Source organism: Gottfriedia sp. OAE603, from assembly GCF_040543965.1.
GTDB lineage: Bacteria > Bacillota > Bacilli > Bacillales > Bacillaceae_G > Gottfriedia > Gottfriedia solisilvae.
Map to the genome: position 1 here is coordinate 4,027,501 of NZ_JBEUNN010000001.1, position 26,173 is coordinate 4,053,673.

19 protein-coding genes, 11 tRNA genes and 4 rRNA genes (1 of these 34 cut by a window edge) are annotated in these 26,173 nt (G+C 38.7%); all 34 read right to left on the reverse strand.

Features of this window, described 5'->3' with window-relative positions; translation table 11 throughout:
• Nucleotides 1-121: ribosomal RNA gene (locus ABID96_RS20300) — 16S ribosomal RNA — on the reverse strand; it reaches 1,429 nt to the left of the window's first position.
• Between the two features lie 89 nt (nt 122-210).
• Nucleotides 211-286 (reverse strand) — tRNA-Ala (locus tag ABID96_RS20305).
• 10 nt (nt 287-296) lie between these two features.
• A tRNA-Pro gene (locus ABID96_RS20310) sits at nt 297-373 on the reverse strand.
• A 5-nt stretch (nt 374-378) separates the two neighbouring features.
• Nucleotides 379-455, reverse strand: a tRNA-Arg gene (locus ABID96_RS20315).
• 10 nt (nt 456-465) lie between these two features.
• Nucleotides 466-552: transfer RNA gene (locus ABID96_RS20320), tRNA-Leu, on the reverse strand.
• Between the two features lie 8 nt (nt 553-560).
• Nucleotides 561-635 (reverse strand) — tRNA-Gly (locus ABID96_RS20325).
• A 23-nt stretch (nt 636-658) separates the two neighbouring features.
• Nucleotides 659-742 (reverse strand) — tRNA-Leu (locus ABID96_RS20330).
• Nucleotides 743-762: 20 nt separating this feature from the next.
• A tRNA-Lys gene (locus ABID96_RS20335) sits at nt 763-838 on the reverse strand.
• 8 nt (nt 839-846) lie between these two features.
• Nucleotides 847-919: transfer RNA gene (locus ABID96_RS20340), tRNA-Thr, on the reverse strand.
• Between the two features lie 3 nt (nt 920-922).
• A tRNA-Val gene (locus ABID96_RS20345) sits at nt 923-998 on the reverse strand.
• 6 nt (nt 999-1,004) lie between these two features.
• A 5S ribosomal RNA gene (gene rrf / locus ABID96_RS20350) occupies nt 1,005-1,120 on the reverse strand.
• A gap of 127 nt (nt 1,121-1,247) precedes the next feature.
• Nucleotides 1,248-4,187 (reverse strand): 23S ribosomal RNA (locus tag ABID96_RS20355).
• A gap of 151 nt (nt 4,188-4,338) precedes the next feature.
• Nucleotides 4,339-5,888: ribosomal RNA gene (locus tag ABID96_RS20360) — 16S ribosomal RNA — on the reverse strand.
• The 16S, 23S and 5S rRNA genes sit together here with 9 tRNA genes alongside, the layout of an rRNA operon.
• Before the next feature lie 385 nt (nt 5,889-6,273).
• A complete protein-coding gene (lysS, locus tag ABID96_RS20365; RefSeq protein WP_088004100.1) occupies nt 6,274-7,755 on the reverse strand; it encodes a lysine--tRNA ligase in 1,482 nt (493 codons plus the stop codon).
• A gap of 132 nt (nt 7,756-7,887) precedes the next feature.
• A complete protein-coding gene (dusB, locus tag ABID96_RS20370; RefSeq protein ID WP_192604350.1) occupies nt 7,888-8,886 on the reverse strand; it encodes a tRNA dihydrouridine synthase DusB in 999 nt (332 codons plus the stop codon).
• Nucleotides 8,887-8,923: 37 nt separating this feature from the next.
• Complete coding sequence (locus ABID96_RS20375) at nt 8,924-9,124, reverse strand: helix-turn-helix domain-containing protein (protein ID WP_088004095.1); 201 nt, start codon at nt 9,122-9,124, stop codon at nt 8,924-8,926.
• Nucleotides 9,076-9,573 carry a 2-amino-4-hydroxy-6-hydroxymethyldihydropteridine diphosphokinase gene (gene folK / locus ABID96_RS20380; protein WP_192604351.1) on the reverse strand — a complete coding sequence of 166 codons (498 nt, stop codon included), beginning with the start codon at nt 9,571-9,573 and terminating at the stop codon, nt 9,076-9,078. The genes ABID96_RS20375 and folK overlap by 49 nt, the downstream gene beginning before the upstream one ends.
• Nucleotides 9,566-9,931, reverse strand: a complete 366-nt coding sequence (folB, locus tag ABID96_RS20385) for a dihydroneopterin aldolase (protein ID WP_088004091.1) — start codon at nt 9,929-9,931, stop codon at nt 9,566-9,568. Before folB ends, folK begins: the two co-directional genes overlap by 8 nt.
• Nucleotides 9,931-10,767 carry a dihydropteroate synthase gene (folP, locus tag ABID96_RS20390; RefSeq protein ID WP_192604352.1) on the reverse strand — a complete coding sequence of 279 codons (837 nt, stop codon included), beginning with the start codon at nt 10,765-10,767 and terminating at the stop codon, nt 9,931-9,933. The genes folB and folP overlap by 1 nt, the downstream gene beginning before the upstream one ends.
• A 2-nt stretch (nt 10,768-10,769) precedes the next feature.
• Nucleotides 10,770-11,636 carry an aminodeoxychorismate lyase gene (pabC, locus tag ABID96_RS20395; RefSeq protein ID WP_192604353.1) on the reverse strand — a complete coding sequence of 289 codons (867 nt, stop codon included), beginning with the start codon at nt 11,634-11,636 and terminating at the stop codon, nt 10,770-10,772.
• The gene (gene pabA / locus ABID96_RS20400) at nt 11,633-12,220 is read right to left on the reverse strand and encodes an aminodeoxychorismate/anthranilate synthase component II (RefSeq protein ID WP_192604354.1); all 588 of its coding nucleotides are present in this window, start codon (nt 12,218-12,220) and stop codon (nt 11,633-11,635) included. Before pabA ends, pabC begins: the two co-directional genes overlap by 4 nt.
• Complete coding sequence (locus tag ABID96_RS20405; protein ID WP_192604355.1) at nt 12,217-13,632, reverse strand: anthranilate synthase component I family protein; 1,416 nt, start codon at nt 13,630-13,632, stop codon at nt 12,217-12,219. Before ABID96_RS20405 ends, pabA begins: the two co-directional genes overlap by 4 nt.
• 127 nt (nt 13,633-13,759) lie before the next feature.
• The gene (gene cysK, locus ABID96_RS20410; RefSeq protein ID WP_088004081.1) at nt 13,760-14,680 is read right to left on the reverse strand and encodes a cysteine synthase A; all 921 of its coding nucleotides are present in this window, start codon (nt 14,678-14,680) and stop codon (nt 13,760-13,762) included.
• A 155-nt stretch (nt 14,681-14,835) separates the two neighbouring features.
• Nucleotides 14,836-15,711, reverse strand: coding sequence for an Hsp33 family molecular chaperone HslO (hslO, locus tag ABID96_RS20415; protein WP_192604356.1), 876 nt, complete (start codon nt 15,709-15,711; stop codon nt 14,836-14,838).
• 13 nt (nt 15,712-15,724) lie between these two features.
• On the reverse strand, nt 15,725-16,489 hold the full coding sequence (locus tag ABID96_RS20420) for a type III pantothenate kinase (RefSeq protein WP_192604357.1): 765 nt from the start codon (nt 16,487-16,489) through the stop codon (nt 15,725-15,727).
• Between the two features lie 173 nt (nt 16,490-16,662).
• On the reverse strand, nt 16,663-18,579 hold the full coding sequence (ftsH, locus tag ABID96_RS20425; protein WP_192604358.1) for an ATP-dependent zinc metalloprotease FtsH: 1,917 nt from the start codon (nt 18,577-18,579) through the stop codon (nt 16,663-16,665).
• A gap of 80 nt (nt 18,580-18,659) precedes the next feature.
• Entirely contained in the window at nt 18,660-19,199 is a 540-nt protein-coding gene (hpt, locus tag ABID96_RS20430) for a hypoxanthine phosphoribosyltransferase (RefSeq protein WP_088004071.1), read from the reverse strand.
• 9 nt (nt 19,200-19,208) lie between these two features.
• Nucleotides 19,209-20,597, reverse strand: coding sequence for a tRNA lysidine(34) synthetase TilS (gene tilS, locus ABID96_RS20435; protein WP_192604359.1), 1,389 nt, complete (start codon nt 20,595-20,597; stop codon nt 19,209-19,211).
• A gap of 70 nt (nt 20,598-20,667) precedes the next feature.
• Nucleotides 20,668-21,684, reverse strand: a complete 1,017-nt coding sequence (locus ABID96_RS20440) for a protein kinase domain-containing protein (RefSeq protein ID WP_192604360.1) — start codon at nt 21,682-21,684, stop codon at nt 20,668-20,670.
• Nucleotides 21,647-22,402 carry a VWA domain-containing protein gene (locus ABID96_RS20445; RefSeq protein ID WP_483301295.1) on the reverse strand — a complete coding sequence of 252 codons (756 nt, stop codon included), beginning with the start codon at nt 22,400-22,402 and terminating at the stop codon, nt 21,647-21,649. The genes ABID96_RS20440 and ABID96_RS20445 overlap by 38 nt, the downstream gene beginning before the upstream one ends.
• A 60-nt stretch (nt 22,403-22,462) precedes the next feature.
• Nucleotides 22,463-24,937, reverse strand: coding sequence for a stage II sporulation protein E (gene spoIIE, locus ABID96_RS20450; RefSeq protein WP_192604362.1), 2,475 nt, complete (start codon nt 24,935-24,937; stop codon nt 22,463-22,465).
• A 400-nt stretch (nt 24,938-25,337) separates the two neighbouring features.
• Nucleotides 25,338-25,409, reverse strand: a tRNA-Glu gene (locus ABID96_RS20455).
• A gap of 10 nt (nt 25,410-25,419) precedes the next feature.
• Nucleotides 25,420-25,496, reverse strand: a tRNA-Met gene (locus tag ABID96_RS20460).
• A gap of 190 nt (nt 25,497-25,686) precedes the next feature.
• The gene (locus ABID96_RS20465) at nt 25,687-26,157 is read right to left on the reverse strand and encodes a S1 domain-containing RNA-binding protein (RefSeq protein ID WP_088004059.1); all 471 of its coding nucleotides are present in this window, start codon (nt 26,155-26,157) and stop codon (nt 25,687-25,689) included.
• Nucleotides 26,158-26,173 lie beyond the last annotated feature (16 nt).

Genomic DNA, 26,173 nt, shown 5'->3' on the forward strand with positions numbered 1-26,173 from the left:
ACGTGTTACTCACCCGTCCGCCGCTAACCTGCAGGAGCAAGCTCCTACAAGTCCGCTCGACTTGCATGTATTAGGCACGCCGCCAGCGTTCGTCCTGAGCCAGGATCAAACTCTCCATAATAGTTAAGTTTAAATCTTGTATTGCTCAAAAAAACTAATAATTGACGTTTTACTTCATGTTTTGTTTAGTTTTCAAGGATCATATATAAATGGTGGAGCCTAGCGGGATCGAACCGCTGACCTCCTGCGTGCAAGGCAGGCGCTCTCCCAGCTGAGCTAAGGCCCCGTAATGAAAATGGTCGGGAAGACAGGATTTGAACCTGCGACCCCCTGGTCCCAAACCAGGTGCTCTACCAAGCTGAGCCACTTCCCGTAATATGGCGCGCCCGAAAGGACTCGAACCCATAACCTTTTGATCCGTAGTCAAACGCTCTATCCAATTGAGCTACGGGCGCATATTAAAAATGGTACCGAGGGCCGGACTCGAACCGGCACGGGGTCAACCCCCGCAGGATTTTAAGTCCTGTGTGTCTGCCATTCCACCACCCCGGCAGCATATGTGGAGCGGAAGACGGGGCTCGAACCCGCGACCCCAACCTTGGCAAGGTTGTATTCTACCACTGAACTACTTCCGCATATATACTGTTTAACAAATAAATGGTGCGGGTGAAGGGACTCGAACCCCCACGCCATAGGCGCCAGATCCTAAGTCTGGTGCGTCTGCCAATTCCGCCACACCCGCATGCATTATTTACAAAAAAATGGTGAGCCATGAAGGATTCGAACCTTCGACCCTCTGATTAAAAGTCAGATGCTCTACCTACTGAGCTAATGGCTCGTAAAGAGTGCCGACTAAAGGACTTGAACCCTCAACCTACTGATTACAAGTCAGTTGCTCTACCAATTGAGCTAAGTCGGCATATGGTGGAGGATGACGGGCTCGAACCGCCGACCCCCTGCTTGTAAGGCAGGTGCTCTCCCAGCTGAGCTAATCCTCCATCAAAACCAAGCGACGTTCTACTCTCACAGGGGGAAACCCCCAACTACCATCGACGCTGAAGAGCTTAACTGCCGTGTTCGGTATGGGAACGGGTGTGACCTCTTCGCTATCATCACTTGATTCATTTTCTTTGGGACATTGATTATTATAACAAAATATCAATCAAAGTCAATACTTTTTTAAAGGATATTTTACAAGCTTACGCTTTTTATACCCTCAAAACTAGATAATGTCATTATCAAACTTGTTAGTTAAGTCCTCGACCGATTAGTATCAGTCAGCTCCACGTGTCACCACGCTTCCACCTCTGACCTATCAACCTGATCATCTCTCAGGGGTCTTACTAGCTTAACGCTATGGGAAATCTCATCTTGAGGGGGGCTTCATGCTTAGATGCTTTCAGCACTTATCCCTTCCACACATAGCTACCCAGCCATGCTCTTGGCAGAACAACTGGTACACCAGCGGTGTGTCCATCCCGGTCCTCTCGTACTAAGGACAGCTCCTCTCAAATTTCCTGCGCCCACGACGGATAGGGACCGAACTGTCTCACGACGTTCTGAACCCAGCTCGCGTACCGCTTTAATGGGCGAACAGCCCAACCCTTGGGACCGACTACAGCCCCAGGATGCGATGAGCCGACATCGAGGTGCCAAACCTCCCCGTCGATGTGGACTCTTGGGGGAGATAAGCCTGTTATCCCCGGGGTAGCTTTTATCCGTTGAGCGATGGCCCTTCCATGCGGAACCACCGGATCACTAAGCCCGACTTTCGTCCCTGCTCGACTTGTAGGTCTCGCAGTCAAGCTCCCTTATGCCTTTACACTCTTCGAATGATTTCCAACCATTCTGAGGGAACCTTTGGGCGCCTCCGTTACTCTTTAGGAGGCGACCGCCCCAGTCAAACTGCCCACCTGACACTGTCTCCGAGCCGGATAACGGCTCTAGGTTAGAATTTCAATACAGCCAGGGTAGTATCCCACCGACGCCTCCACCGAAGCTGGCGCTCCGGCTTCTCAGGCTCCTACCTATCCTGTACAAGCTGTACCAAAATTCAATATCAAGCTGCAGTAAAGCTCCACGGGGTCTTTCCGTCCTGTCGCGGGTAACCTGCATCTTCACAGGTACTATAATTTCACCGAGTCTATGGTTGAGACAGTGCCCAAATCGTTACGCCTTTCGTGCGGGTCGGAACTTACCCGACAAGGAATTTCGCTACCTTAGGACCGTTATAGTTACGGCCGCCGTTTACTGGGGCTTCAATTCAGAGCTTCTCCCGTAAGGGATAACCCCTCCTCTTAACCTTCCAGCACCGGGCAGGCGTCAGCCCCTATACTTCGCCTTACGGCTTCGCAGAGACCTGTGTTTTTGCTAAACAGTCGCTTGGGCCTTTTCACTGCGGCTCTCCCGGGCTTGCACCCAAAAGAGCACCCCTTCTCCCGAAGTTACGGGGTCATTTTGCCGAGTTCCTTAACCATAGTTCTCTCGCTCACCTTAGGATTCTCTCCTCGCCTACCTGTGTCGGTTTGCGGTACAGGCACCTATTTCCTCGCTAGAAGCTTTTCTTGGCAGCGTAGAATCAGGAACTTCGGTACTATATTTCCCTCGCCATCACAACTCAGCCTTAACGATGTGCGGATTTGCCTACACATCAGCCTAATTGCTTGGACGCGCATATCCAGCAGCGCGCTTACCCTATCTTTCTGCGTCCCTCCATTGCTCAAACGGAAATCAGGTGGTACAGGAATATCAACCTGTTGTCCATCGCCTACGCCTGTCGGCCTCGGCTTAGGTCCTGACTAACCCTGGGAGGACGAGCCTTCCCCAGGAAACCTTAGGCATACGGTGGACGGGATTCTCACCCGTCTTTCGCTACTCATACCGGCATTCTCACTTCTAAGCGCTCCACCAGTCCTTACGATCTAGCTTCAACGCCCTTAGAACGCTCCCCTACCACTGATACCATACGGTATCAATCCGCAGCTTCGGTGATACGTTTAGCCCCGTTACATTTTCGGCGCAGAGTCACTCGACCAGTGAGCTATTACGCACTCTTTAAATGGTGGCTGCTTCTAAGCCAACATCCTGGTTGTCTAAGCAACTCCACATCCTTTTCCACTTAACGTATACTTTGGGACCTTAGCTGGCGGTCTGGGCTGTTTCCCTCTTGACCACGGATCTTATCACTCGTAGTCTGACTCCTATGGATAAGTCATTGGCATTCGGAGTTTGACTGAATTCGGTAACCCGTTGGGGGCCCCTAGTCCAATCAGTGCTCTACCTCCAAGACTCTAACACATAAGGCTAGCCCTAAAGCTATTTCGGGGAGAACCAGCTATCTCCGAGTTCGATTGGAATTTCTCCGCTACCCACACCTCATCCCCGCACTTTTCAACGTGCGTGGGTTCGGACCTCCATTCAGTGTTACCTGAACTTCATCCTGGACATGGGTAGATCACTCGGTTTCGGGTCTACGACCACGTACTATATCGCCCTATTCAGACTCGCTTTCGCTGCGGCTCCGTCTCTTCAACTTAACCTTGCACGGGATCGTAACTCGCCGGTTCATTCTACAAAAGGCACGCCATCACTCATTAACGAGCTCTGACTATTTGTAAGCACACGGTTTCAGGTTCTCTTTCACTCCCCTTCCGGGGTGCTTTTCACCTTTCCCTCACGGTACTGGTTCACTATCGGTCACTAGGTAGTATTTAGCCTTGGGAGATGGTCCTCCCAGATTCCGACGGAATTTCACGTGTTCCGCCGTACTCAGGATCCACTCAAGAGGGAACGAGGTTTCAACTACAGGGTTTTTACCTTCTTCGACGGACCTTTCCAGGTCGCTTCATTTACCCCGTTCCTTTGTAACTCCGTATAGAGTGTCCTACAACCCCAAGAGGCAAGCCTCTTGGTTTGGGCTATCTTCCGTTTCGCTCGCCGCTACTCAGGAAATCGCATTTTGCTTTCTGTTCCTCCAGGTACTTAGATGTTTCAGTTCCCTGGGTCTGTCCTCAGTACCCTATGTATTCAGGTAAAGATACTACTCCATTACGAGTAGTGGGTTCCCCCATTCGGAAATCTCCGGATCAAAGCTTACTTACAGCTCCCCGAAGCATATCGGTGTTAGTCCCGTCCTTCATCGACTCCTAGTGCCAAGGCATCCACCGTGCGCCCTTTCTAACTTAACTAATTTTAAAACTTAAATTAAACTTACGCAGTTTAATGAATGACATTATCTAGTTTTCAAGGTACAAATTGAGAGTGAACTCTCAAAACTAAACAAAACAATGAAGAAACATCTTTTCATGCATGAACCAACGGTTCATGATGTCTCCATAGAAAGGAGGTGATCCAGCCGCACCTTCCGATACGGCTACCTTGTTACGACTTCACCCCAATCATCTGTCCCACCTTAGGCGGCTGGCCCCTAAAAGGTTACCCCACCGACTTCGGGTGTTACAAACTCTCGTGGTGTGACGGGCGGTGTGTACAAGGCCCGGGAACGTATTCACCGCGGCATGCTGATCCGCGATTACTAGTGATTCCGGCTTCATGTAGGCGAGTTGCAGCCTACAATCCGAACTGAGAATAGTTTTATGGGATTAGCTCCACCTCGCGGTCTTGCAACCCTTTGTACTATCCATTGTAGCACGTGTGTAGCCCAGGTCATAAGGGGCATGATGATTTGACGTCATCCCCACCTTCCTCCGGTTTGTCACCGGCAGTCACCTTAGAGTGCCCAACTGAATGCTGGCAACTAAGATCAAGGGTTGCGCTCGTTGCGGGACTTAACCCAACATCTCACGACACGAGCTGACGACAACCATGCACCACCTGTCACTCTGTCCCCGAAGGGAACGCCCTATCTCTAGGGTTGTCAGAGGATGTCAAGACCTGGTAAGGTTCTTCGCGTTGCTTCGAATTAAACCACATGCTCCACCACTTGTGCGGGCCCCCGTCAATTCCTTTGAGTTTCAGTCTTGCGACCGTACTCCCCAGGCGGAGTGCTTAATGCGTTAACTTCAGCACTAAAGGGCGGAAACCCTCTAACACTTAGCACTCATCGTTTACAGCGTGGACTACCAGGGTATCTAATCCTGTTTGCTCCCCACGCTTTCGCGCCTCAGCGTCAGTTACAGACCAGAAAGTCGCCTTCGCCACTGGTGTTCCTCCAAATCTCTACGCATTTCACCGCTACACTTGGAATTCCACTTTCCTCTTCTGCACTCAAGTTTCCCAGTTTCCAATGACCCTCCCCGGTTGAGCCGGGGGCTTTCACATCAGACTTAAGAAACCGCCTGCGCGCGCTTTACGCCCAATAATTCCGGACAACGCTTGCCACCTACGTATTACCGCGGCTGCTGGCACGTAGTTAGCCGTGGCTTTCTGGTTAGGTACCGTCAAGGTGCCAGCTTATTTAACTAGCACTTGTTCTTCCCTAACAACAGAACTTTACGACCCGAAGGCCTTCATCGTTCACGCGGCGTTGCTCCGTCAGACTTTCGTCCATTGCGGAAGATTCCCTACTGCTGCCTCCCGTAGGAGTCTGGGCCGTGTCTCAGTCCCAGTGTGGCCGATCACCCTCTCAGGTCGGCTACGCATCGTCGCCTTGGTGAGCCGTTACCTCACCAACTAGCTAATGCGCCGCGGGCCCATCTGTAAGTGATAGCCGAAGCCATCTTTCAATAAAGGAACAGGAGTTCCTTTATGTCATCCGGTATTAGCTCCGGTTTCCCGAAGTTATCCCAGTCTTACAGGTAGGTTGCCCACGTGTTACTCACCCGTCCGCCGCTAACCTGCAGGAGCAAGCTCCTACAAGTCCGCTCGACTTGCATGTATTAGGCACGCCGCCAGCGTTCGTCCTGAGCCAGGATCAAACTCTCCATAATAGTTAAGTTTAAATCTTGTATTGCTCAAAAAACTAATAATTGACGTTTCACTTCATGTTTTGTTTAGTTTTCAAAGTTCACTTCGTCGCTTCAGAAGCGACTTAAACATCGTAACATTTTCTTTCAAATGTTGTCAATGTTTTTTTGATTTTTTCTTTTGTCGTCGACATCGTTTTAATGTGACAACGTTTAATAATATAACATCAAAAAACTATAAACACAATACCTAAATTTAAATTCTTTTTATTCAGAATCTACATTCTAATCTATGTGCAAATTGAGTTTAATTAAGTACGCTTTTCTTAACGTCAATACGATACTAAATGGACAGAAAGAATTAAAAAAGCTGACTAAACTGTATTCGTTTAGTCAGCCAAATTCTATATTATTTATGTCTCATAAGCGGGAATAATAATACGTCACGAATTGAAGGCGAGTTAGTTAACAACATAACTAGTCTGTCGATACCAATTCCTAATCCTCCAGTTGGTGGCATACCATGTTCTAATGCTTCGATATAATCATCATCCATCATATGCGCTTCATCATTTCCAAGCTCACGTTCTTTCAATTGAGCTTCAAAGCGTTGTTTTTGATCAATTGGATCATTTAGCTCTGTGAATGCATTTGCATGCTCACGAGCTACGATAAATAATTCAAAACGATCTGTGAAACGAGGATCATCTGCGTTCTTTTTCGCTAATGGTGAAATTTCAACCGGATGACCATAAATAAATGTAGGTTGAATTAATGTTTCTTCTACTTTTTGTTCAAAGAACTCATTAATGATATGTCCTACAGACATATTGTTATTAATCTCTACATTATGCTCTTTAGCAAAATCCCTTGCTTGTTCTACTGACATTTCAGGCCAGAAATCCACTCCACATGCTTCTTTAATAGCATCAACCATATGAAGTCTTGTCCATTTTGGCTCTAAGTTAACTGTATACTCACCATAAGGGATCGTTGTTGTACCTAAAACTTCTTTAGCAATGTGAGCTATTAAGTTCTCAGTCAGTTCCATGATATCTTGATAATCTGCATAAGCTTCATATAATTCAATCATAGTAAACTCTGGATTATGACGAGTTGAAATACCTTCGTTACGGAATACACGACCGATTTCATAAACTTTTTCAAGTCCACCCACGATTAATCGTTTTAAGTGTAACTCAATAGCGATACGCATATATAATTCCATATCAAGTGCATTATGATGTGTGATAAACGGTCTAGCTGAAGCTCCGCCTGCGATTGCATGCAACATAGGCGTTTCAACTTCTAAATAACCTTGGCTATCTAAGTAACGTCTCATTGATTGGATGATTTTACTACGAGAAATGAACGTTTGACGACTTTCCATGTTCATTAAATCTAAGTAACGTTGGCGATATCGTTGTTCCACATCTTGTAAACCATGGAACTTATCTGGAAGAGGTAATAATGCTTTCGCTAGGAAAGTATATTCCTTTACCTTAATAGATAATTCTCCAACATTTGTTTTAAATACTTCACCTTTAACACCAACAATGTCACCTAGGTCAGTAATATCAAAGATTTCGTAGCTCTCTTCACCTACAGCATCTTTACGAACATAGATTTGAACTTGTCCATTTAAATCTTGTACGTGAGCAAATCCAGCTTTCCCTTTACCACGTTTCGTCATTACACGGCCTGCGAATGAAACTATAATTGCTTTTTCTTCTAATTCTTCTTTAGAAAATTGATCAAACTGTGCTAATAGTTCACTTGAAGAGTGTGAACGTATAAATTTTTTACCGAAAGGATCGATTCCTTTTTCTTCAAGAGTTTTCAATTTTTCCCTACGAATCAGGGCTTGGTCATTTAATTCTTCGTGACTCATCTTCTCATCTCCACGTTTTTATTAATAAGTATATAAATACAATTTGATTTTAATAGAAAAACTGCCAGGTATCTATCTGGCAGTTTTGTTTACTATATCATATTATATTTTGTCAAGGGAAACCTGTCAAACTTACAAAGCTTCAACAGCTTCCATTTTCGCTTCTACATCATTAACATACGCCGTTAATAGATTAACCATTTCTTCTCGAGTATTCACTTCGTTGATTTGGTTACGAACTGTTGTAGTACCTTTCATACCTTTTAAATACCATGCAGCATGTTTTCTCATTTCCAATACAGCAACATGTTCATTTTTCAATTCAATTAATCGGTCCATATGCAACAGACATACATCAATTTTTTCACGCGGTGCTGGCTCTGGCATTAAAATGCCTGATTCCAGATACTTAACCGTACGATAAATCATCCAAGGATTTCCTAGTGCCGCTCTACCAATCATTACACCATCACAGCCAGTTTCATCTAACATACGCTTAGCATCTTGAGGCGATTCTACATCACCATTTCCGATAACTGGAATTGAAACCTGATTTTTAACTTCTTTAATCCAGCTCCAATCAGATTTACCCTCATACATTTGATAGCGTGTACGACCATGAATTGCAACAGCCTTTCCGCCAGCAGCTTCAACAGCTTTTGCATTTTCCACTACATATATATGATCATCATCCCAACCAAGTCGCATTTTAACAGTTACTGGTTTACTTACATTTTGAGATACTGCATAAACCATTTCATGAATCTTATTAGGGTCTAGTAACCATTTTGCACCTGCATCAACTTTTGTTATTTTTGGTACAGGGCAACCCATATTAATATCAATAATATCTGCATTTGTATTTTGATCTACGTACTTAGCAGCTTCTACTAATGATGATTTTTCACCACCAAAGATTTGTAAGCTTAATGGTTTTTCTCGTTCATCCATATATAGCATATCTAATGTTCTTTTGTTGTTGTGAAGAATCGCTTTATCACTTACCATTTCAGCGCAAACTAATCCTGCGCCAAATTCTTTTACAGTTAATCTAAAAGCCGAGTTACATACCCCGGCCATTGGTGCTAGTACGACGGGATTTTTCATCTCGATGTCACCAATTTTCAGCACATCCCATCCTCCTTCCATTTTACTTCAAACCTAAAATCTATATCGATAGTTCCTCTACACTTACTTTTAATTGTTTTGCACACTCATGCAAAAACTGTTCCGATGGCATACGATTCCCACGTTCAACTTCTCCTAGAACGGAAACGGATACGCCTAGATTTTTTGCAAAACCTTCTTGGGTATAGCCTTTTAACTTTCTAAAAGCCCTAATTCTTCTCCCCCATTTTTCTGCTTCCATAATCGTACCCCTTTGTCTTCTAACAATTTATTTTCAACCTTAAATGATGGGTTAATTTCTTTTAAAGGTATTAATACAAAGCTTCTTTCAAACATTCTAGGGTGAGGTATTCTTAGGTGCTCAACTTCTATATTTTCTTGATTATAGAGTAAAATGTCAAGGTCTATTGTTCTTGGACCCCATCGTATTTCTCTCTTTCTACCAAGATTTTTTTCTATATTCTGTGTTGCTTCAAGCAATTGTAGCGGCGTTAAATTGGTAGAAATTTTAATGACTAAATTTAGAAATGGTTCTTGATCAATGTAACCTACTGGATCTGTTTCATATATTGATGAAACTTGTTCAAGAATTATACTTTCATGTTGTCCGATTTCTTGTGTTGCTTTTTTAAGAAAACCTTCTCGATCTCCTATATTCGTACCTAAACTTATGTATGATTGATTATTCATGACGGCCCCTTGTTATTTCTACTGCTACGTAATCATAATGACCCGGTATCGGCGGATCTGGTTTGATCACTTTCACTGTACATTGCTGTATTAAATCGTATGTATGTAATATTTGTGAGGCAACCTCTTCAGCCACTGCCTCAACTAAATCATACGGTTTACCTTGAACGACTTCTTCGCATGTCTTGAATAAATCTGCGTAACTTACTGAATACGCCAAATCATCCGTTTTTCCTGCTTTTTTTGTATCTAATTCGACAATTAAATCCACATTAAATCGTTGTCCAAGTGTTTTCTCTTCTTTGTAAACACCGTGGTACCCATAGAATTTCATCCCTGTTACATAAATTTTATCCATTATTGATCTCCTATCTGTAACATTGCATCCATCATTTTAGCCATTCGAGAAATCGGAAGAACATCATGAACTCGTATGATTTCACAACCCTTTGTTATACCAAGACAAACAGTCGCTCCTGTCCCTTCCAATCTCTCATCGACTTCAGTTCCAAGGACTTGTCCAATAAATCTTTTTTTCGAAGTACCAAGTAGAACTGGGTAATCTAGAGATTTAATTTGCTCTAATTGATTCATTACTTCTAAATTTTGTTTAGCTGTCTTTGCAAATCCGATTCCTGGATCGAGAATAATCATCTCATCTTTTACACCAGCACGCTTTGCAATTTGAATACTTTCAACTAAATCACATATCAAATCGCTCATCAAACTGTAATAATTTTCGCTTGTTCGATTATGCATTAAACAAATTGGAACATTGTAAGATGCTGCAACTTCTGCAATACGAGGATCTTTTTTCGCTCCCCAAACATCATTAATGATTGTTGCACCAGCTTCAACTGCTTGTTTTGCTACTTCAGATTTATATGTGTCTATTGAAATCGGAACGTCTATTTCATCAGAAAGAGCTTTGATGATTGGAACAACCCGTTTAATTTCTTCTTCCTCACTTACCACTGCCGCTCCAGGTCTTGTAGATTCTCCGCCTACATCTATAATCTTCGCTCCATCAGCAATTAGTTTCTTTGCATGTTGAATGGCTAGTTCTACCTCGTTATATTTGCCACCATCGGAAAATGAGTCTGGCGTGGCATTTAAAATTCCCATAATAATTGTTTCATTGTGTATTGGTAATGAATAATTCCCGCAAAGCAAAGGTGTTCTTGCTCTTCTCATGATTATTCACTCCTTTCTAATTCATATCTGCTAAATAAACGTGATGTGTAGTTATGATAATTTTTTTGAAGTTTATAAATAAGACTGTCCTCATGTAAGACATATTCATGCTTATCAATTGTCGTAATTGGAATCATTTCTTGGATTGAGTTTGTAATAAAAATCTCATCACTATCAATCAACTCTGCTTCTGTATAGAAACCTTCTTCGCAAATAATACCGTTTATATTTGACCAATGAAGTACAAATTGTCTTGTAATCCCATTTAATATTCCAGTATCGATGTGAGGAGTATACATTCTACCATTCTTTATAAAAAAGATATTTGAAACGATCCCCTCGGAAATGTATCCTTCCTTCGTTAAAAAAATCCCTTCTAAACTAGGGGAGCTACCGATTTCTTTCTTACCAATAATATTATTTAGATAATGATGCGACTTTAATCTTTCTTTACCTTCAGGAGAATTTCTTGGTGTATGTAGAATGACCCCTTCCTTTTCAGTAATGTTTGAATGGGGCATTGGTTTAACAAAGATGATCGTATTTGGTTTTTGATACATTCCCGTATATAGACCAATCTCTCCATCGCCTGCAGAAACATTTAAACGAATATAAGCATTGTTTAAATTGTTCATCTCAACTAATTGAATTAATATATCTCGTATTTCGTCATTTGACATATTCCACTCAATATTTAATTCATTTAAGGAATTTCTTAAACGATTAAGATGATCGAATAATAGGAATGGGTGTCCATCATAAATTCTAAATGTCTCAAACACACCTAATCCATATAAAAACCCATGATCAAATGGAGAAATCTTCACTTCAAAATCATTTAAGTAATCTCCATTGAAGTAAATCTTCATACTTTACTCCTAGATGGTTTATATAACTCTAAAAAGTTCTTAAGCATCTCTTTTCCAAACTGAGACATAATTGATTCAGGATGGAATTGAACACCTTCAATAGGCAATGTTTTATGTTTTAAGGCCATTATTTCTCCATCACTTGTCCAAGCGGTAACTTGTAATTGATCTGGGAAGCTTTTCTCATCAACAATTAAAGAGTGATACCTCGTCACATCAATCGGTGATGGCAAGTCGCTAAATAACCCCATGCCTTCGTGAGTAATAGAAGATGTCTTACCATGCATAAGTGTTTTTGCACGTATTACTTCACCACCGAACACTTGAGCAATCGACTGGTGACCTAAACATACACCTAAAATAGGAATTTTACCGGCGAAATATTCAATGGCTTTTAAACTTATACCTGCTTCATTTGGAGTACATGGTCCTGGTGAAATCATCAAATAAGTAGGGGCCATAGCTTCTATTTCCTCTAAAGTGATTTCATCGTTTCTTTTTACAACCAGTTCTTCACCTAGTTCACCTAAATATTGTACAAGGTTGTAAGTAAAAGAATCGTAGTTATCAATCATTAAAATCATGCTTGTATACCACCTAACTTAGCTTTTTGTTCACTTACCTTCTTTGCCGTCCATAACGCTTGAGCTTTCTTAATGCTTTCCAAATACTCGTGCTTAGGGTTTGAATCAATTACGATACCCGCTCCTGCTTGTACATATGCTTGTTGATCCTTCGTAATCATAGTTCGGATTGTAATATTTAACTCCATATCACCTGTAAAGCTAATCCAACCAACCGAACCTGTATAAATTCCTCGTTTGGTTGGCTCTAGCTCCTCAATAATCTCCATTGTGCGGATTTTAGGTGCACCTGTAATTGTTCCCCCGGGAAATACTGCTTTTAGCAAATCAAATGAATCTTTATCTTCTTTTAATTCTCCTCGTACATTTGAAACCAAATGCATAACATGTGAGTATTTCTCAATTACTAATAACTCATCCACTTCGACTGAACCATATTTACATACTCGTCCTAAATCATTACGCTCTAAATCAACTAACATAATATGTTCAGCCTGTTCTTTTTCATTCGAACGTAGTTCTTCCATTAATTGAGCTTCTTCCTCAGGTGTGTTACCTCGAGACCTCGTACCAGCGATTGGTCTTGTCCAAACTTCTTGGTCTCTCTTTGCTACAAGTAGCTCTGGTGAACAACTTACAATTTGAAATTCATCAAATTCTAAAAATGACATATATGGAGAAGGATTGATTTCTCTTAATTGCTCGTAAATATGAATCGGGTCTGTAACCAATGTTTCTGATTGAAGAACAGATAAATTCACTTGAAATACATCACCAGCACCAATATAATCCTTTACCTTCCCTACAGCCTCAGTAAAGATATCCTCAGACATATAAACTGTTTTTTGAAGCTGATCGGAGCTTTTTGTATCTATTTTTATTTTTTCCACTTCTTTTATAAAGAATGCTTCTAGTACTTCTAACTTCTCTAATGCAGTCTCTTTATTTTCAATTTCATCAATCGCAATTAAATATAATAACTGGTCTTTATGGTCGAAAATGATAACCTCATGAAATACAAGTAAATATACATCAGGTATGTTATATACGTCTTCTGCAAGACTTGGAATGTCCTCGATATAACGATTGCAATCATATGTGAAATACCCAATCGCTCCACCTTGAAATGGAGGTAAATCATCGCGCTTTTTGATTGTGAATTTCGTTAAATACTTTTTCGCCAAATCAATCGGATTACCGTTCTCTTCTGTTTTTCCTAAATGATCTTCTATTGTTAACTGATTATGTTTGCCATAAATTTTTGCAACGGGATTTGATGCCATAATTGAATATCTTCCATCACGTCCACTTTCAAGTAGTACGGCATTCTTTTTATCTTTGACCATCTCTACAAAGTGGTTGAAGAAAGATTTATTAAAATTTAATACTTTTGAAAATATTTCATACTTCATGAGAAATCCCCCTCTGATTGCTTCCTTTTTTCATTTTACACAAAAATTAGGAACTATACATCAAAGCATTTCATTGAATAACAAAAAATCCCTCCGCCTTAAGCAAAGGGATTGTTTAAACTTTATTTTATTCGAATTGATATAAAGCGGTACTTAAGTAACGCTCACCATTACTTGGAATAATAGCTAGCACTTTCTTACCTTTTCCTAGCTTTTTAGCGACTTGTTGAGCTGCATTGATAGCTGCTCCAGAAGAAATACCAACTAAGATTCCTTCTTCTTTTGCTACTTTTCTTGCAGTCTCCATTGCTACATCATTTTTAATTTGAATAACTTCATCATAAATTTCAGTATTTAAGATGTCTGGAATAAATCCTGCACCTATTCCTTGAATTTTATGTGGTCCTGGTTTACCACCTGATAAAACCGGTGAATCTTCAGGCTCAACAGCTACAATTTTTATACCTGGATATGCTTCTTTTAATACTGCTCCAGCACCAGAAATTGTACCACCTGTACCAACACCTGAAACAAATGCATCTAATTGTTCGCCCATTTGATCAACTATCTCAGGACCCGTTGTTAAACGATGTACTTCAGGATTTGATAAATTTTTGAATTGCTGCGGAATAAAGTATCCATGTTCTTTTGCAAGCTCATCTGCTTTACGAATTGCTCCACCCATACCTTCTGGACCTGGTGTTAATACTAATTCTGCTCCATAAGCACGTAGAAGATTGCGTCTTTCAATACTCATCGTTTCTGGCATTACTAATATTGTTTTATAACCTTTAGCAGCAGCAACCATCGCTAGTCCAATCCCTGTGTTTCCACTAGTTGGTTCGATAATTGTGTCGCCTTGTTTTAATAAGCCTTTTTTCTCTGAATCCTCAATCATTGCTAAAGCAATACGATCCTTTACACTGCTACCTGGATTCATAAACTCCAGTTTTAAGTAAATTTCCGCACTGTCCTCTTCTACAAATCTGTTTAGTTTCACTATTGGAGTTTGACCGATTAATTCATAAACCGAATTTGCAACCTTCATTTCCCTTCACTCCTAATCCCAAGTATATTGACCTGTTTAATATACATTATTATAAAAAGAAAAGAATCTGTCAAACAATTTATACTATTCACAAACTTGTATGCCTACATAACAAATTATGAATGGTTTATCTGACAAATTCCTAAATTTTCACCTTACATTTGGCTGATTAATTCTTTTAATTGCTCTTCTGAAAAATGGTAAGCTTCGTTACAGAAATGACATTTAACTTCTGCCTCACCATCTTCTTCTAAAATTAGTTGTAGTTCCTGTTTACCTATACTAACTAATGCCCCTTCGATTCTTTCTCTAGAGCATTGGCATTGGAATTTTACATCCATTGTTTCTAAGATTCGTACATCTTCTTTCCCTAAAACTTCATATAGAATTTCTTCCGGAGTAAGTCCTTCTTCAATTAATTTAGAAACTGGTTTAATTGTCTTTAAGCGATTTTCAATTTTTGTAATACACTCGTCGTTTGCGCCAGGTAGGATTTGAATAATAAATCCTCCACTAGCCAAAATCGTATGATCAGGGTTTACTAGAACACCTACCCCTACAGATGAAGGTGTTTGCTCTGATACTGCAAAATAGTATGTGAAATCTTCTCCTAGCTCACCAGATACAATTGGTACTTGACCAGTAAATGGCTCTTTCATACCAATATCTTTTACTACTGATACTGTGCCTACTGTCCCAACTGCCTTAGCAACATCAATTTTTCCAAATTGATTCAGTTCAGTTTGTACATGTGGATTCGCAACATAGCCACGAACCTCACCTTTTGCATTACTATCAACTAAAATATGTCCAAGTGGACCATTACCTTCAATCTTAAGTGTTAATTTTTCCTCACCTTTAAGCATAGCACCCATCATAGCTCCAGCAGTTAACGTACGACCTAAAGCTGCAGATGCATTTGACCATGTATCATGACGTTCTTGCGCTTCCCTTACGATGTTTGTTGATCTAACACTATATGCACGTACCTCACCATTAAAAGCCAATGCTTTTACTAAATAATCCTTCATGATAAACTCCTTTTTATGAATTTCGTTTATAAATTAAATGTAATCCTTTTAATGTTAAATATGGATCCATCACATCAATAATATCCGACTCTTTAGATATTAAAGATGCAAGACCACCAGTTGCTATTACAGTAGGTTCTACCTTTGCCTGTTCTTTCATTCGTTTCACAATACCTTCAACTTGACCAACATAACCATAGAGAATCCCAACCTGCATTGCCTCAACTGTTGTTCGGCCAACAATATTAGATGGTCTAGTTAGTTCAATTCGTGGTAACTTAGAAGCCTTTGTATAAAGTGCTTCTGTGGAAATATTAATTCCTGGTGCAATCGCTCCACCAATATAATTTTTATTTTCATCAATATAACAATATGTCGTAGCTGTACCAAAATCTACAATAATTAGAGGACTACCATATTGCGCAATTCCAGCAACAGCATTTACAATTCGATCTGCACCGACTTCTTTCGGATTATCATATTTAATGTTTAAGCCTGTCTTAATTCCAGGACCAACAATTAATGGTTTTTGTTTAAAGTATTTCGTAGCCATTCTTTCTAACGAAAACATGATAGGTGGGACTACTGATGAGATAATCACCGCGTGGAATTCACCAAACTGTATTCCTGCATATTGTAATAATGAACCAATCACCATTCCATATTCATCTTCTGTTTTATATCGATTTGTTTCGATTCTCCAATGATGTATTAATTCATCTTCTTGATATACACCAAGAACAGTATTTGTATTTCCAACATCTATTACAAATAACATAATATCCACCGACTCTCCATTTCAGAAATAAAACCGATAATTTTTTATATTTTTCGTTTCAAACCTCATTTTTATCACTATAAAAAATATGATAACACAAGTTATTATTAGATTAAAAATAGTTGCTTTGAGAACAAAAAAAGAAAGAGTGTCTGGATAGACACTCTCTATTTTTATTCTGTAATTTTTGGTTCAGTTGGTTCATCGTCCTTTTTAGGAGCAATGTTAACTTTAACCTCGTCAGTAGAAGCTGTTGATGTAGGAAGTGTACCTTGTTCCCAAAGACTCTTAATCGCTTTAGCATCTAGCGTTTCTACTTCTAATAAAGTGTTAGCAAGTAAGTCTAATTTATCGCGGTGCTTCGTGATAATATCAGTTGCCTTTGCGTAACAGTCTTTAATAATTGTTTGAATTTCCACGTCAATTTCATAAGCAATCTTATCACTGTAATTTTGCTCATTATTAAAGTCTCTTCCAAGGAATACGTTACCTCCTTGAGATTGACCGAACTGAAGTGGACCTAATTTATCACTCATACCAAATTCAGTAACCATACGACGAGCGATACCTGTTGCACGTTGGAAGTCATTATGAGCACCTGTACTTACTTCACCAAACACTACTTCTTCAGCTACACGTCCACCAAGTAAACCTGTAATTTTATCTAGTAATTCTGGCTTCGTCATAAAGTATCGATCTTCTTTTGGTAACATAACTGCGTAACCACCAGCTTGACCACGAGGTACGATTGTTACTTTGTGTACCATTTCAGCTTCATCAAGCACTTGGCCAATTACTGTGTGACCAGCCTCGTGGAACGCAACAATTTTACGTTCTTTTTCAGATATGACTTTGTTTTTCTTAGCAGGACCAGCAATTACTCGGTCAGTTGCTTCGTCAATATCAAGCATATCAATTTTCTTTTTATCACGACGAGCTGCTACTAAAGCTGCTTCGTTTAATAAGTTTTCTAAGTCTGCACCAGAAAATCCAGGTGTTCTTTGCGCGATCGCTTTTAAATCTACTTCCGGATCTAATGGTTTGTTTCTTGAATGAACTTTTAATACTGCCTCACGTCCCACAACATCTGGACGGTCAACTGTAATTTGTCTATCAAAACGTCCCGGACGTAATAACGCTGGGTCTAGTACATCAGCACGGTTTGTTGCAGCAATGATAATGATTCCTTCGTTTTCACCGAAACCATCCATTTCTACAAGTAATTGGTTAAGTGTTTGCTCACGCTCATCGTGACCTCCACCTAATCCAGCACCACGTTGACGACCTACTGCATCAATTTCATCAATGAAAATGATACATGGCGCATTTTTCTTCGCATTTTCAAATAAATCACGAACTCGAGAAGCACCTACTCCGACAAACATTTCAACGAAATCAGAACCACTGATTGAGAAGAATGGTACACCAGCTTCTCCAGCTACAGCTCGCGCTAATAATGTTTTACCAGTACCTGGAGGTCCTACTAAAAGTACCCCTTTTGGTATTCTTGCACCAAGTTCTGAGAATTTACGCGGATCTTTTAAGAATTCAACAACTTCAACAAGCTCTTGTTTCTCTTCATCTGCACCTGCAACATCTTTAAAACGCACTTTTTTCTTTTCGTCATTATAAAGACGTGCTTTGCTCTTCCCAAAGTTCATTACACGGCTTCCGCCACCTTGAGCTTGATTCATCAAGAAGAAGAACAGAATGAAAATGATAACAAATGGGATTAACGAAGTAAGTATTTGAACCCATGCACTTGTTGTTTCAGCTTGCTTAACGTCTACAACTGTATCTTTTTCTGCGATTGCAGCATTTATGATTTTAGTTGTTTCATCGCTAATAGGTACTTGTGTTTGGAATTGTTCTCCTTTTTTCGCACCTTCAAATTGCCCTCTTACTATGTATACTCCATTTTTAGGTTGGTACTCGAATTTAGTAACTTCACCTTGCTGTAACGCATTATAAAATTTATCGTAACTTACTTTCTTTACTTGAGATTCGGACCCATTGAAATATGTAACAACGCCGATCACAACTAAGAAGATTAATATGTAAAAGACTGTATTACGGAAAATTCGATTCATTCCAAACCTCCTCTCTTTCGATTTGATTACTTTATATAGTAGCATAGTTATACTATGTAAACAAACGAATAAAACTTGACTTATTTCGTATAAACTTCAGGCTTTAAAACGCCAACATAAGGCAGATTTCGATAACGTTCGATATAATCTAAACCATATCCAACTACGAAAGCATCAGGTACTTCAAAACCTACAAGATCTGCTTCAATGTTTGCTTTACGACCGCTTGGCTTATCTAATAAAGTTACAATCTTTACTGTATTAGCTTTACGGTGTTTAAATAATTCAACTAAATAGTTTAATGTAAGACCACTATCAATAATATCTTCTAGAATAACGACATCTCTTCCTTCGACAGAAGTGTTTAAATCTTTGACGATTTTTACCTCACCAGAAGAAACTGTGCTATGTCCATAACTTGAAACGTCCATAAAATCGATTTCAATATATGTATCGATATGTTTAATTAAATCAGACATGAAAGGAAGAGCACCTTTTAAAACACCCACTACAAGTGGAAAGCGATCTTTGTATTCTTCTGTTAGGACTTTACCTAATTCTTTCACTTTTTCTTGAATTGCCTCTTCACTAACTAATACTTGTTGAATGTCTTGTTTCATTTTTTCCTCCTAGAAACTCTTTGAAACGACCTGTATTGCAATAAGTGGTTCATCAACCGAAAAATTTCTTTCAAAAGCAGATTTTTTTACGAATGGAATCCAAAGGATCTGATCTTGACTATCGGTAACAATCGGCCATTCATTGCGTAATGATAGTTTCATTTTTTCATCAATAAATATATCTTTTATCTTTTTTGACCCATTCATACCCTTTAATGACATTCTGTCACCATTCTTTCTATTTCGAACGATGAGTGGAAAAGATACATCTTTAATTGAGCAAATAAACATATCATTTTTTGAGTCATGATATTCGCTTATATATTCAATTTTAAACGTAAAACCGTTCGGAGTTTCATATATACCTGGCTCTTGAATTGAAATAGTATAATACTTCACATTCACATCCGTGAACGCAAATGAACATTCATCATAAGAGCGTGTTACGATTAAACCTTCAGGTAAATGCTGTTCCCAAGCAGTTTTTCCGTCCTTAAACAAAGTCAGAATTGAATTTATATGACCTTGTGTCAAGCCATTAGGGATATGTAGGTAAACATATTCTAATATTAGTTGAATACATCTTCTTTGTAAAGATATAGGCATTTTTAATAACAGTTCTATATCAATAGTAACTGCTTGTTTTTGTTTATTTTTTATAACTGTATTCAAAGCTTCTACAGATAATTCCATTAAATAGTGCTCATCTTCAAGAAGTTGTCTGCTAAACGTTTGGAATCGTTTATGAGCTATTGGGTTCTCCTCAAAAATAAATGGAAGTACTTGATGTCTAAAGCGATTTCTCGTATAAACGTTTTTAGCGTTGCTTGGGTCTTGACGAGGAGTTATTTGATGATCTTGACAATAAGAAATTAAATCATGTTTTCTAAGCTCTAAAAAAGGTCGTATAATCTCTCCTGCACTAAATGGACGTCTTTCTCTTATTCCAGCATAACCTACTGTAGAGCTTCCCCTAACAAGTCTCATTAATATTGTTTCAATCTGATCTTCACCATGATGACCGAGCGCTAAAAAGTTTGCATGATATTTCTTCATGATTTTATCAAAAAATTGATATCGACATTCTCTTGCAGCTTGCTGAGAGCTTAAACCAGTTTCTTCTATAAACTGATTAACATTTATCCTCTCGCCTTCAAATACAACATTGTTTAGGAGACACCAGTTTCTTACATATTCTAAATCGTCTAATGACTCTTGTCCCCTAAACATATGATCAACATGAGCAACGACTAATGAGAAATCATACTCTTCTCTTACCGATGAAAATGCATGAGCCAAAGCCATTGAATCTGGTCCGCCAGAAACACCGATGACAATACAACTTTTTGATGGAATTCTATTTTGTTTGATAAAATCCTTCAATTGATTAATAACCATTTATTCCTACTCCTAATGAAAAGCAAAATTATATATATATGTTATCATTACTACACTTGGAGTACTATGATTAAAGCTGATAATAAAAATACAAGGCATAAGCTAATCCCAATAGTAAAACAATTGTTGAGGTTTCAAACCAATGGCTTCTTTTTTTCTTTTGCATCACTTTAACTTGAGTTCTAGTTGCGGCTTGCCCGGATCTAGTTATATTCGGAGTCTTTGCATTTGATGTTTTAGATACTTTTTTCATTTGATGATTTCTTTTCGTAATCTTCTGTTCATGCATTAGTAAATCCTGCTTCATTTGGTCGGCGCTTGTATATTTACCTTCTAATCCCTTTAATAAAAACTCTTTATAAGGTTTTAGTGATGGCGTTTGATAAATGACTTGTTCAATTTGTTTAATACCTTGTCCATTTTTCAAAAATTGCTTTTTAGAATGTAAATTAATAAAAATCATCGATACAGAAAATAAATCGTAGGAGACTTCCGCTTTCCTAGAGCCTAATCCCCAATATCCTCGATCGAAAAACTCCGTAAATTCTTTTACTGCCCTTCCCATTTGAGTTACGCCACCGAAATCAATCCACTGAATTTTATAGGGCTCTTTAGTGACTAGTAAATTGTCGGTCTTTAAATCTCCAAAAATATATCCCTTATCATGTAGTTTGGATAATAAAGATAGAAGTTGGATGATAAAAATACTGCTCCATTCCATTCCATTTCGTTCAATGAATTGAGGCAAGCTGACCCCGTTAACATATTCCATCACATAAAAATAATAACTTTCTTTCGTATATGGATCTATATAGTCATCCACATCTATAAAAGAAGGCCCGAGGAATGAACCTTGGACCTTTGTAATTTTTTTAAGTACATTTACTTCATTCGTTATATTTGTAGAATCTTTACTCAACTTTAATGCAATTTCACCGTTTTTAGATAAAGCCAGATATACGGTACCATTTGCCCCGTTTCCTAATAGACTCTTAATTTTATATTGATTTTTATTCCACTTACCAGTAATTAGAGTACCTGCCGCTAAATTAATCTGCCCATTCGATTGATTGTTCATCATCACCATCGTATTTACCCCTACTATAGCTTTGGTCGTTAAAATAATTTAGAGCTTCTCGTAAAGCTGGACCAGTCGGCGTTAGACCACCCATTGTTAACTTAGGAAAAATTGTATTTAGCTTTTCCAACTTAGGCGTCCAGTCGAGTATTTTATCAACATCATTATGTTTCCCTGGAAATATAAATAATGAAAATGCATTATCACCAGTTCTTGAATTTAAGCTGATTTGTAGATCAAACAATGATTCTTTTACAGTTTCTAACTTATCTTTCATACTAGCACTTGTATCTACTAAAATAATAACTTCTAAACTAACAGTTTCTCCAATATCTTCAACAACCTCATAAACCTCTTCACGCTTTGATGGAGGAAGCGATTCAATTGAATTACTTGAACCTAATATTTGTTTTAATTCCTTATTAACAAAACCTTGAATTGTCTGTGTCATTGCTTTTCTTGTAACCATTTGAACTGTTTGAGAGAGTTGCTTTGAATAAACAATTTGGCTAATCCCTCCACCAGCAATTGCAATATCTTCTATTTCTTTTAAACCATCCCCACTTTTAGACTTTTCATCTAAAATACCGATAACATTTACTGTAATGCCATATTCTTTTGCTAAGCTAGCTACCGCTAATGGATCTTCCCCGTGGTTTGAATAACCATCAGTAATTAATAGAATTTGTTTTAACTTTCCCTTATACATACTAAATCCCCTCCGCATAAAAGTTGTTACCATTTTGTCCAAATATGGGAGGGGATAAACCTTATATAATTTTATTTACTAAGCCATTGCACTGTATGAAGCAATAGAAGACCATTTAGGCATATTTCGTTTAACAACTGCAACGACTACAGTCATATCATCATTGATATCTCCAGTATTTGATCGAATAACCTCCTCTAGTAGTAATTCAGCAACTGCTTGAGGATCATCCGTTTCTAATTCACTTACTTTTCGTTTCATCCACATTTCATAATTTTCTACATGTCTAGGTCCTTCAAAAATTCCATCGCTCATCATGATTAATAAATCACCAGCTTTTAATTGCTCGCTAACAACTTCTACATCAAAGTCATCAATAATTCCAATTGGAAGATTACTTCCTTCTATTTTGATAACTTGTTTACCTCGCTTAACAAAACTCGGTGATGAGCCAATTTTTAAGAATTTTGCTGATGCATCATGTAAATCGACCATCGCTAAATCTAATGTAGCAAATACCTCCTCCGTTGTACGTAAGGATAATATTGAGTTAATTGATTTAATCGCAACAGTTTCTTCAATGCCAGAGTTTAATATTTTTTGTAATAGCTTTAATGTTTCATTACTTTCAATATGAGCGCGTTCGCCATTACCCATTCCATCACTAATTGCAATTGCATGTTTTCCTGCTCCTACATCCATGATTTTAAAGGCATCTCCGGAAATGAATCCACCACCTTTTGCAGCAGTAGCTACCCCTGTTTCAATGACATAGGCTTTATCAGAACCAAATGTAACTAAGTAATGTCCACTATTCGGAATTGCAGCCGATTCTTCTTTTAACACGACAATCGTCTCTTTTAAAATATCTGATAAAATAGGCGCAATTAATTTTTGACATTCACCATACTCATTCTCAAAAGGTATAAGAATATCAATATCTATATTCCCTTGCTCTAAATTGTATATTTCAACTTGGCTTACATCGATTCCGAAGTTTAGTAAAGCTTGAAGAATTTGATCTTCTTGCAATTGGTGATTTTCTTTTTCACGTTGGATTTCTTGTGCAAAATCAACCATTACTTTCGAAACGCCTTTTAATTGTTCCGCTACTAGTCTTCTACTTTCTTGGACTTGCTTCTTTAGTCGTTGATTAGCTCGGAAATAAAACACTTCTTGTTTCATCAGGTCAGCCATTTTTGAAGAACGTTGACAATACTTTTCCCACTCTCTCATAAATTGACCATTTTTAATGAGCTTGTCCTTCTCAACAAGATCCATCATATTTTCCATGTATTGATATGTGCGATCACCATGATTTGACCAACAATGATCTTTCTTTAAACAACTATTACAGCATTTGTTTGAAATACTACAAATAAACAACTCTTCATCTGTTAATTCATCTTCTATTTTGGAAAATTGACTTGGTTGAGAAAAACTTGCTGATAATGCTTCGAATACATTCGAAAACTGATTGATTCGATTAGCTGTTAAATCCCGTATTTTGCGAAGATATTGTTGTTGATCTGTAGAATGTTCTTCTGTACCTGGAACTAACTTCGCTAATTGTTTTAACAAAATTGTAGGCGTTAAAATAAACAACAAAATTGCTATAACTGATTCTATAATTGAAAAGATGATATCAGATTGCTTTGCAGCATAGAAGCTAATTAAGCAAGTACCTATTAGTAATCCCGCTGATGCTCCAAGACGTTTGCCTTCTTTTAACAAACCTCCTAATAATCCAGAAAATGCTAACAAGCTCATTTGATATAAACTTGATACACTTGCAAGGCTTAAAATTAATCCCGTTACAACACCAACAGTACATCCAACCGTTCCACCTGCAACAAACGCGAAAACTAAAACGATATATCTCGTAACGATATGCTGAATTGAAAGGTCTTGGATATACCAGTCAGTTGTCCCCGTCACAACTGAAGCTAATAAAATCACCAGACAGACAATTTCCTCAACACCTAAAAGTTGTTTTCTTTTTGGAATGGCAAGTAAAGGTACACTTTGGAAAAATATCATCGTCAGGATAAAGCTTAGCCCAGCTTCAACCGATGCCATTAAGACATCATACATTAATACTTCTTGTTGGAAAGCATATGAGATTAGTAAGTGACTTAGAAATACTGATAAAAATACTTGAAATGGAACAAGTCCAACATAATGGCGTTTAATTCTTGAAAAGAAAATATTGAGGATAAAGAATAATATGACAGTGGAAAACGCATAGCTAGCTGTTTCAAGCGAGACAGTTGCTGCACCTGCCATTAGTGCGATAAAGGCTACACCAGTGCGTTCGCGTTTCATCATATAAACAGAGGCAAAAAACGGTAAAACAAAAGGGAGAATATTTGATAAAATCAACGCACGTCCTAATAGAAAACCAGTTATAAAGATTAATAGCCCCCAATCAAATAGTGCCTTTTCTAACTTAGGCTTTATCGACTTAGAGGACTGCCGAAAAATAGATTGAAATCCGTTCATAGGGATCAAGCTTGGTGAAGTATTAGAAGATCCTCTTTGTAATTTAGACATGTTCCCACCCCATCCGATTTAGTTTATGTCCATATTTTAACTTGTCCCGTTGCAAGAATATGTCAAAATGACAAAGGATAATAAAAGTTTCCTTCGACGGAAAAAGCTTTATCCTACAACTGTTTTACAAATTATGAGAAAACCTAGCATCAGAATTACTCTAATCAAGTAAAAGAAGCGAATTTCTTAAATAATATGTCTATAAAAAAATAGAATAGGAATTAAAAAGTAAGGATATGGGACATGAATTATTTAATAGATTTAACGGTCAGGCGCAAACCACCTGAACCAATATTAGAGTTAGGATAATCATATACCATCACAGGCAGTTACACTTATCTAAGAATAAACAAAAAACGTCTAGCCTCTATTTGAGACTAGACGTTTTTTCTAGAAGATATGACCCGTACGGGATTCGAACCCGTGTTACCGCCGTGAAAGGGCGGTGTCTTAACCGCTTGACCAACGGGCCGTAAAATATATGGTAGCGGCGGAGGGAGTCGAACCCACGACCTCACGGGTATGAACCGTACGCTCTAGCCAGCTGAGCTACACCGCCATATAATTTAAACGACAAGATTTATAATAGCATGGGTAAATATACCCGTCAATATATTTTTTTCATAGATTACATGTTTTTTAACATTCATTTCGTCCCTTATAACAACTGATTCCTTACATACAAAAAACGCACTCACTTACTGAGTGCGTGTTCTATATAATCATTTATGTCCTGACAAGGTAGCAAATTAACCTCGACGAGCTCCACGACCACCGCGCTTAGATTCTGTGTTGCGTTTTAAAGAAGCTAGGCGATCTTCACTGTCTTTTAAAAATTTACTCATTTTTTGATCAAATGTTTCTTTAACTGGACGTTGATCTGAACGATTTTGGTTTTTACCACGGTTTCCACCGCCACCGCCACCATAAGCAGGTCTACTTGTGCGAGGTCTTTGCTCACGCTCTCCCTCTTTCACTGGTGGACGTTCTTTCGCTTTTTTAATTGAAAGTCCAATTTTACCGTCCTTTTCAACATTGATAACTTTTACTTCGACTTCATCGCCAACTTTTAAATGTTCATTAATATCTTTAACATAGTTGTCAGCTACTTCACTAATGTGAACAAGTCCAGTTACTCCTTCTGGTAACTCTACGAAAGCACCAAAATTTGTAATTCCTGTAACTTTCCCACTTACTTTGCTGCCTACCTCAATTGACATAAAAAAAATGCTCCTC

Coding starts and splice junctions, on each gene's coding strand:
- pabC (WP_192604353.1), bottom strand. CDS start 11,636: ATGAAGATTTACTTCAATGGAGATTACTTAAATGATTTTGAAGTGAAG.
- ABID96_RS20405 (WP_192604355.1), bottom strand. CDS start 13,632: ATGAAGTATGAAATATTTTCAAAAGTATTAAATTTTAATAAATCTTTC.
- folB (WP_088004091.1), bottom strand. CDS start 9,931: ATGGATAAAATTTATGTAACAGGGATGAAATTCTATGGGTACCACGGT.
- cysK (WP_088004081.1), bottom strand. CDS start 14,680: ATGAAGGTTGCAAATTCGGTTTATGAATTAATCGGTCAAACTCCAATA.
- hslO (WP_192604356.1), bottom strand. CDS start 15,711: ATGAAGGATTATTTAGTAAAAGCATTGGCTTTTAATGGTGAGGTACGT.
- ABID96_RS20375 (WP_088004095.1), bottom strand. CDS start 9,124: ATGGAAGCAGAAAAATGGGGGAGAAGAATTAGGGCTTTTAGAAAGTTA.
- hpt (WP_088004071.1), bottom strand. CDS start 19,199: ATGAAACAAGACATTCAACAAGTATTAGTTAGTGAAGAGGCAATTCAA.
- ABID96_RS20465 (WP_088004059.1), bottom strand. CDS start 26,157: ATGTCAATTGAGGTAGGCAGCAAAGTAAGTGGGAAAGTTACAGGAATT.
- folP (WP_192604352.1), bottom strand. CDS start 10,767: ATGAGAAGAGCAAGAACACCTTTGCTTTGCGGGAATTATTCATTACCA.
- ABID96_RS20440 (WP_192604360.1), bottom strand. CDS start 21,684: ATGGTGATGATGAACAATCAATCGAATGGGCAGATTAATTTAGCGGCA.
- pabA (WP_192604354.1), bottom strand. CDS start 12,220: ATGATTTTAATGATTGATAACTACGATTCTTTTACTTACAACCTTGTA.
- spoIIE (WP_192604362.1), bottom strand. CDS start 24,937: ATGTCTAAATTACAAAGAGGATCTTCTAATACTTCACCAAGCTTGATC.
- ABID96_RS20420 (WP_192604357.1), bottom strand. CDS start 16,489: ATGTTATTTGTAATAGATGTTGGAAATACAAATACTGTTCTTGGTGTA.
- ABID96_RS20445 (WP_483301295.1), bottom strand. CDS start 22,402: ATGCGGAGGGGATTTAGTATGTATAAGGGAAAGTTAAAACAAATTCTA.
- ftsH (WP_192604358.1), bottom strand. CDS start 18,579: ATGAATCGAATTTTCCGTAATACAGTCTTTTACATATTAATCTTCTTA.
- folK (WP_192604351.1), bottom strand. CDS start 9,573: ATGAATAATCAATCATACATAAGTTTAGGTACGAATATAGGAGATCGA.
- lysS (WP_088004100.1), bottom strand. CDS start 7,755: ATGAGTCACGAAGAATTAAATGACCAAGCCCTGATTCGTAGGGAAAAA.
- tilS (WP_192604359.1), bottom strand. CDS start 20,597: ATGGTTATTAATCAATTGAAGGATTTTATCAAACAAAATAGAATTCCA.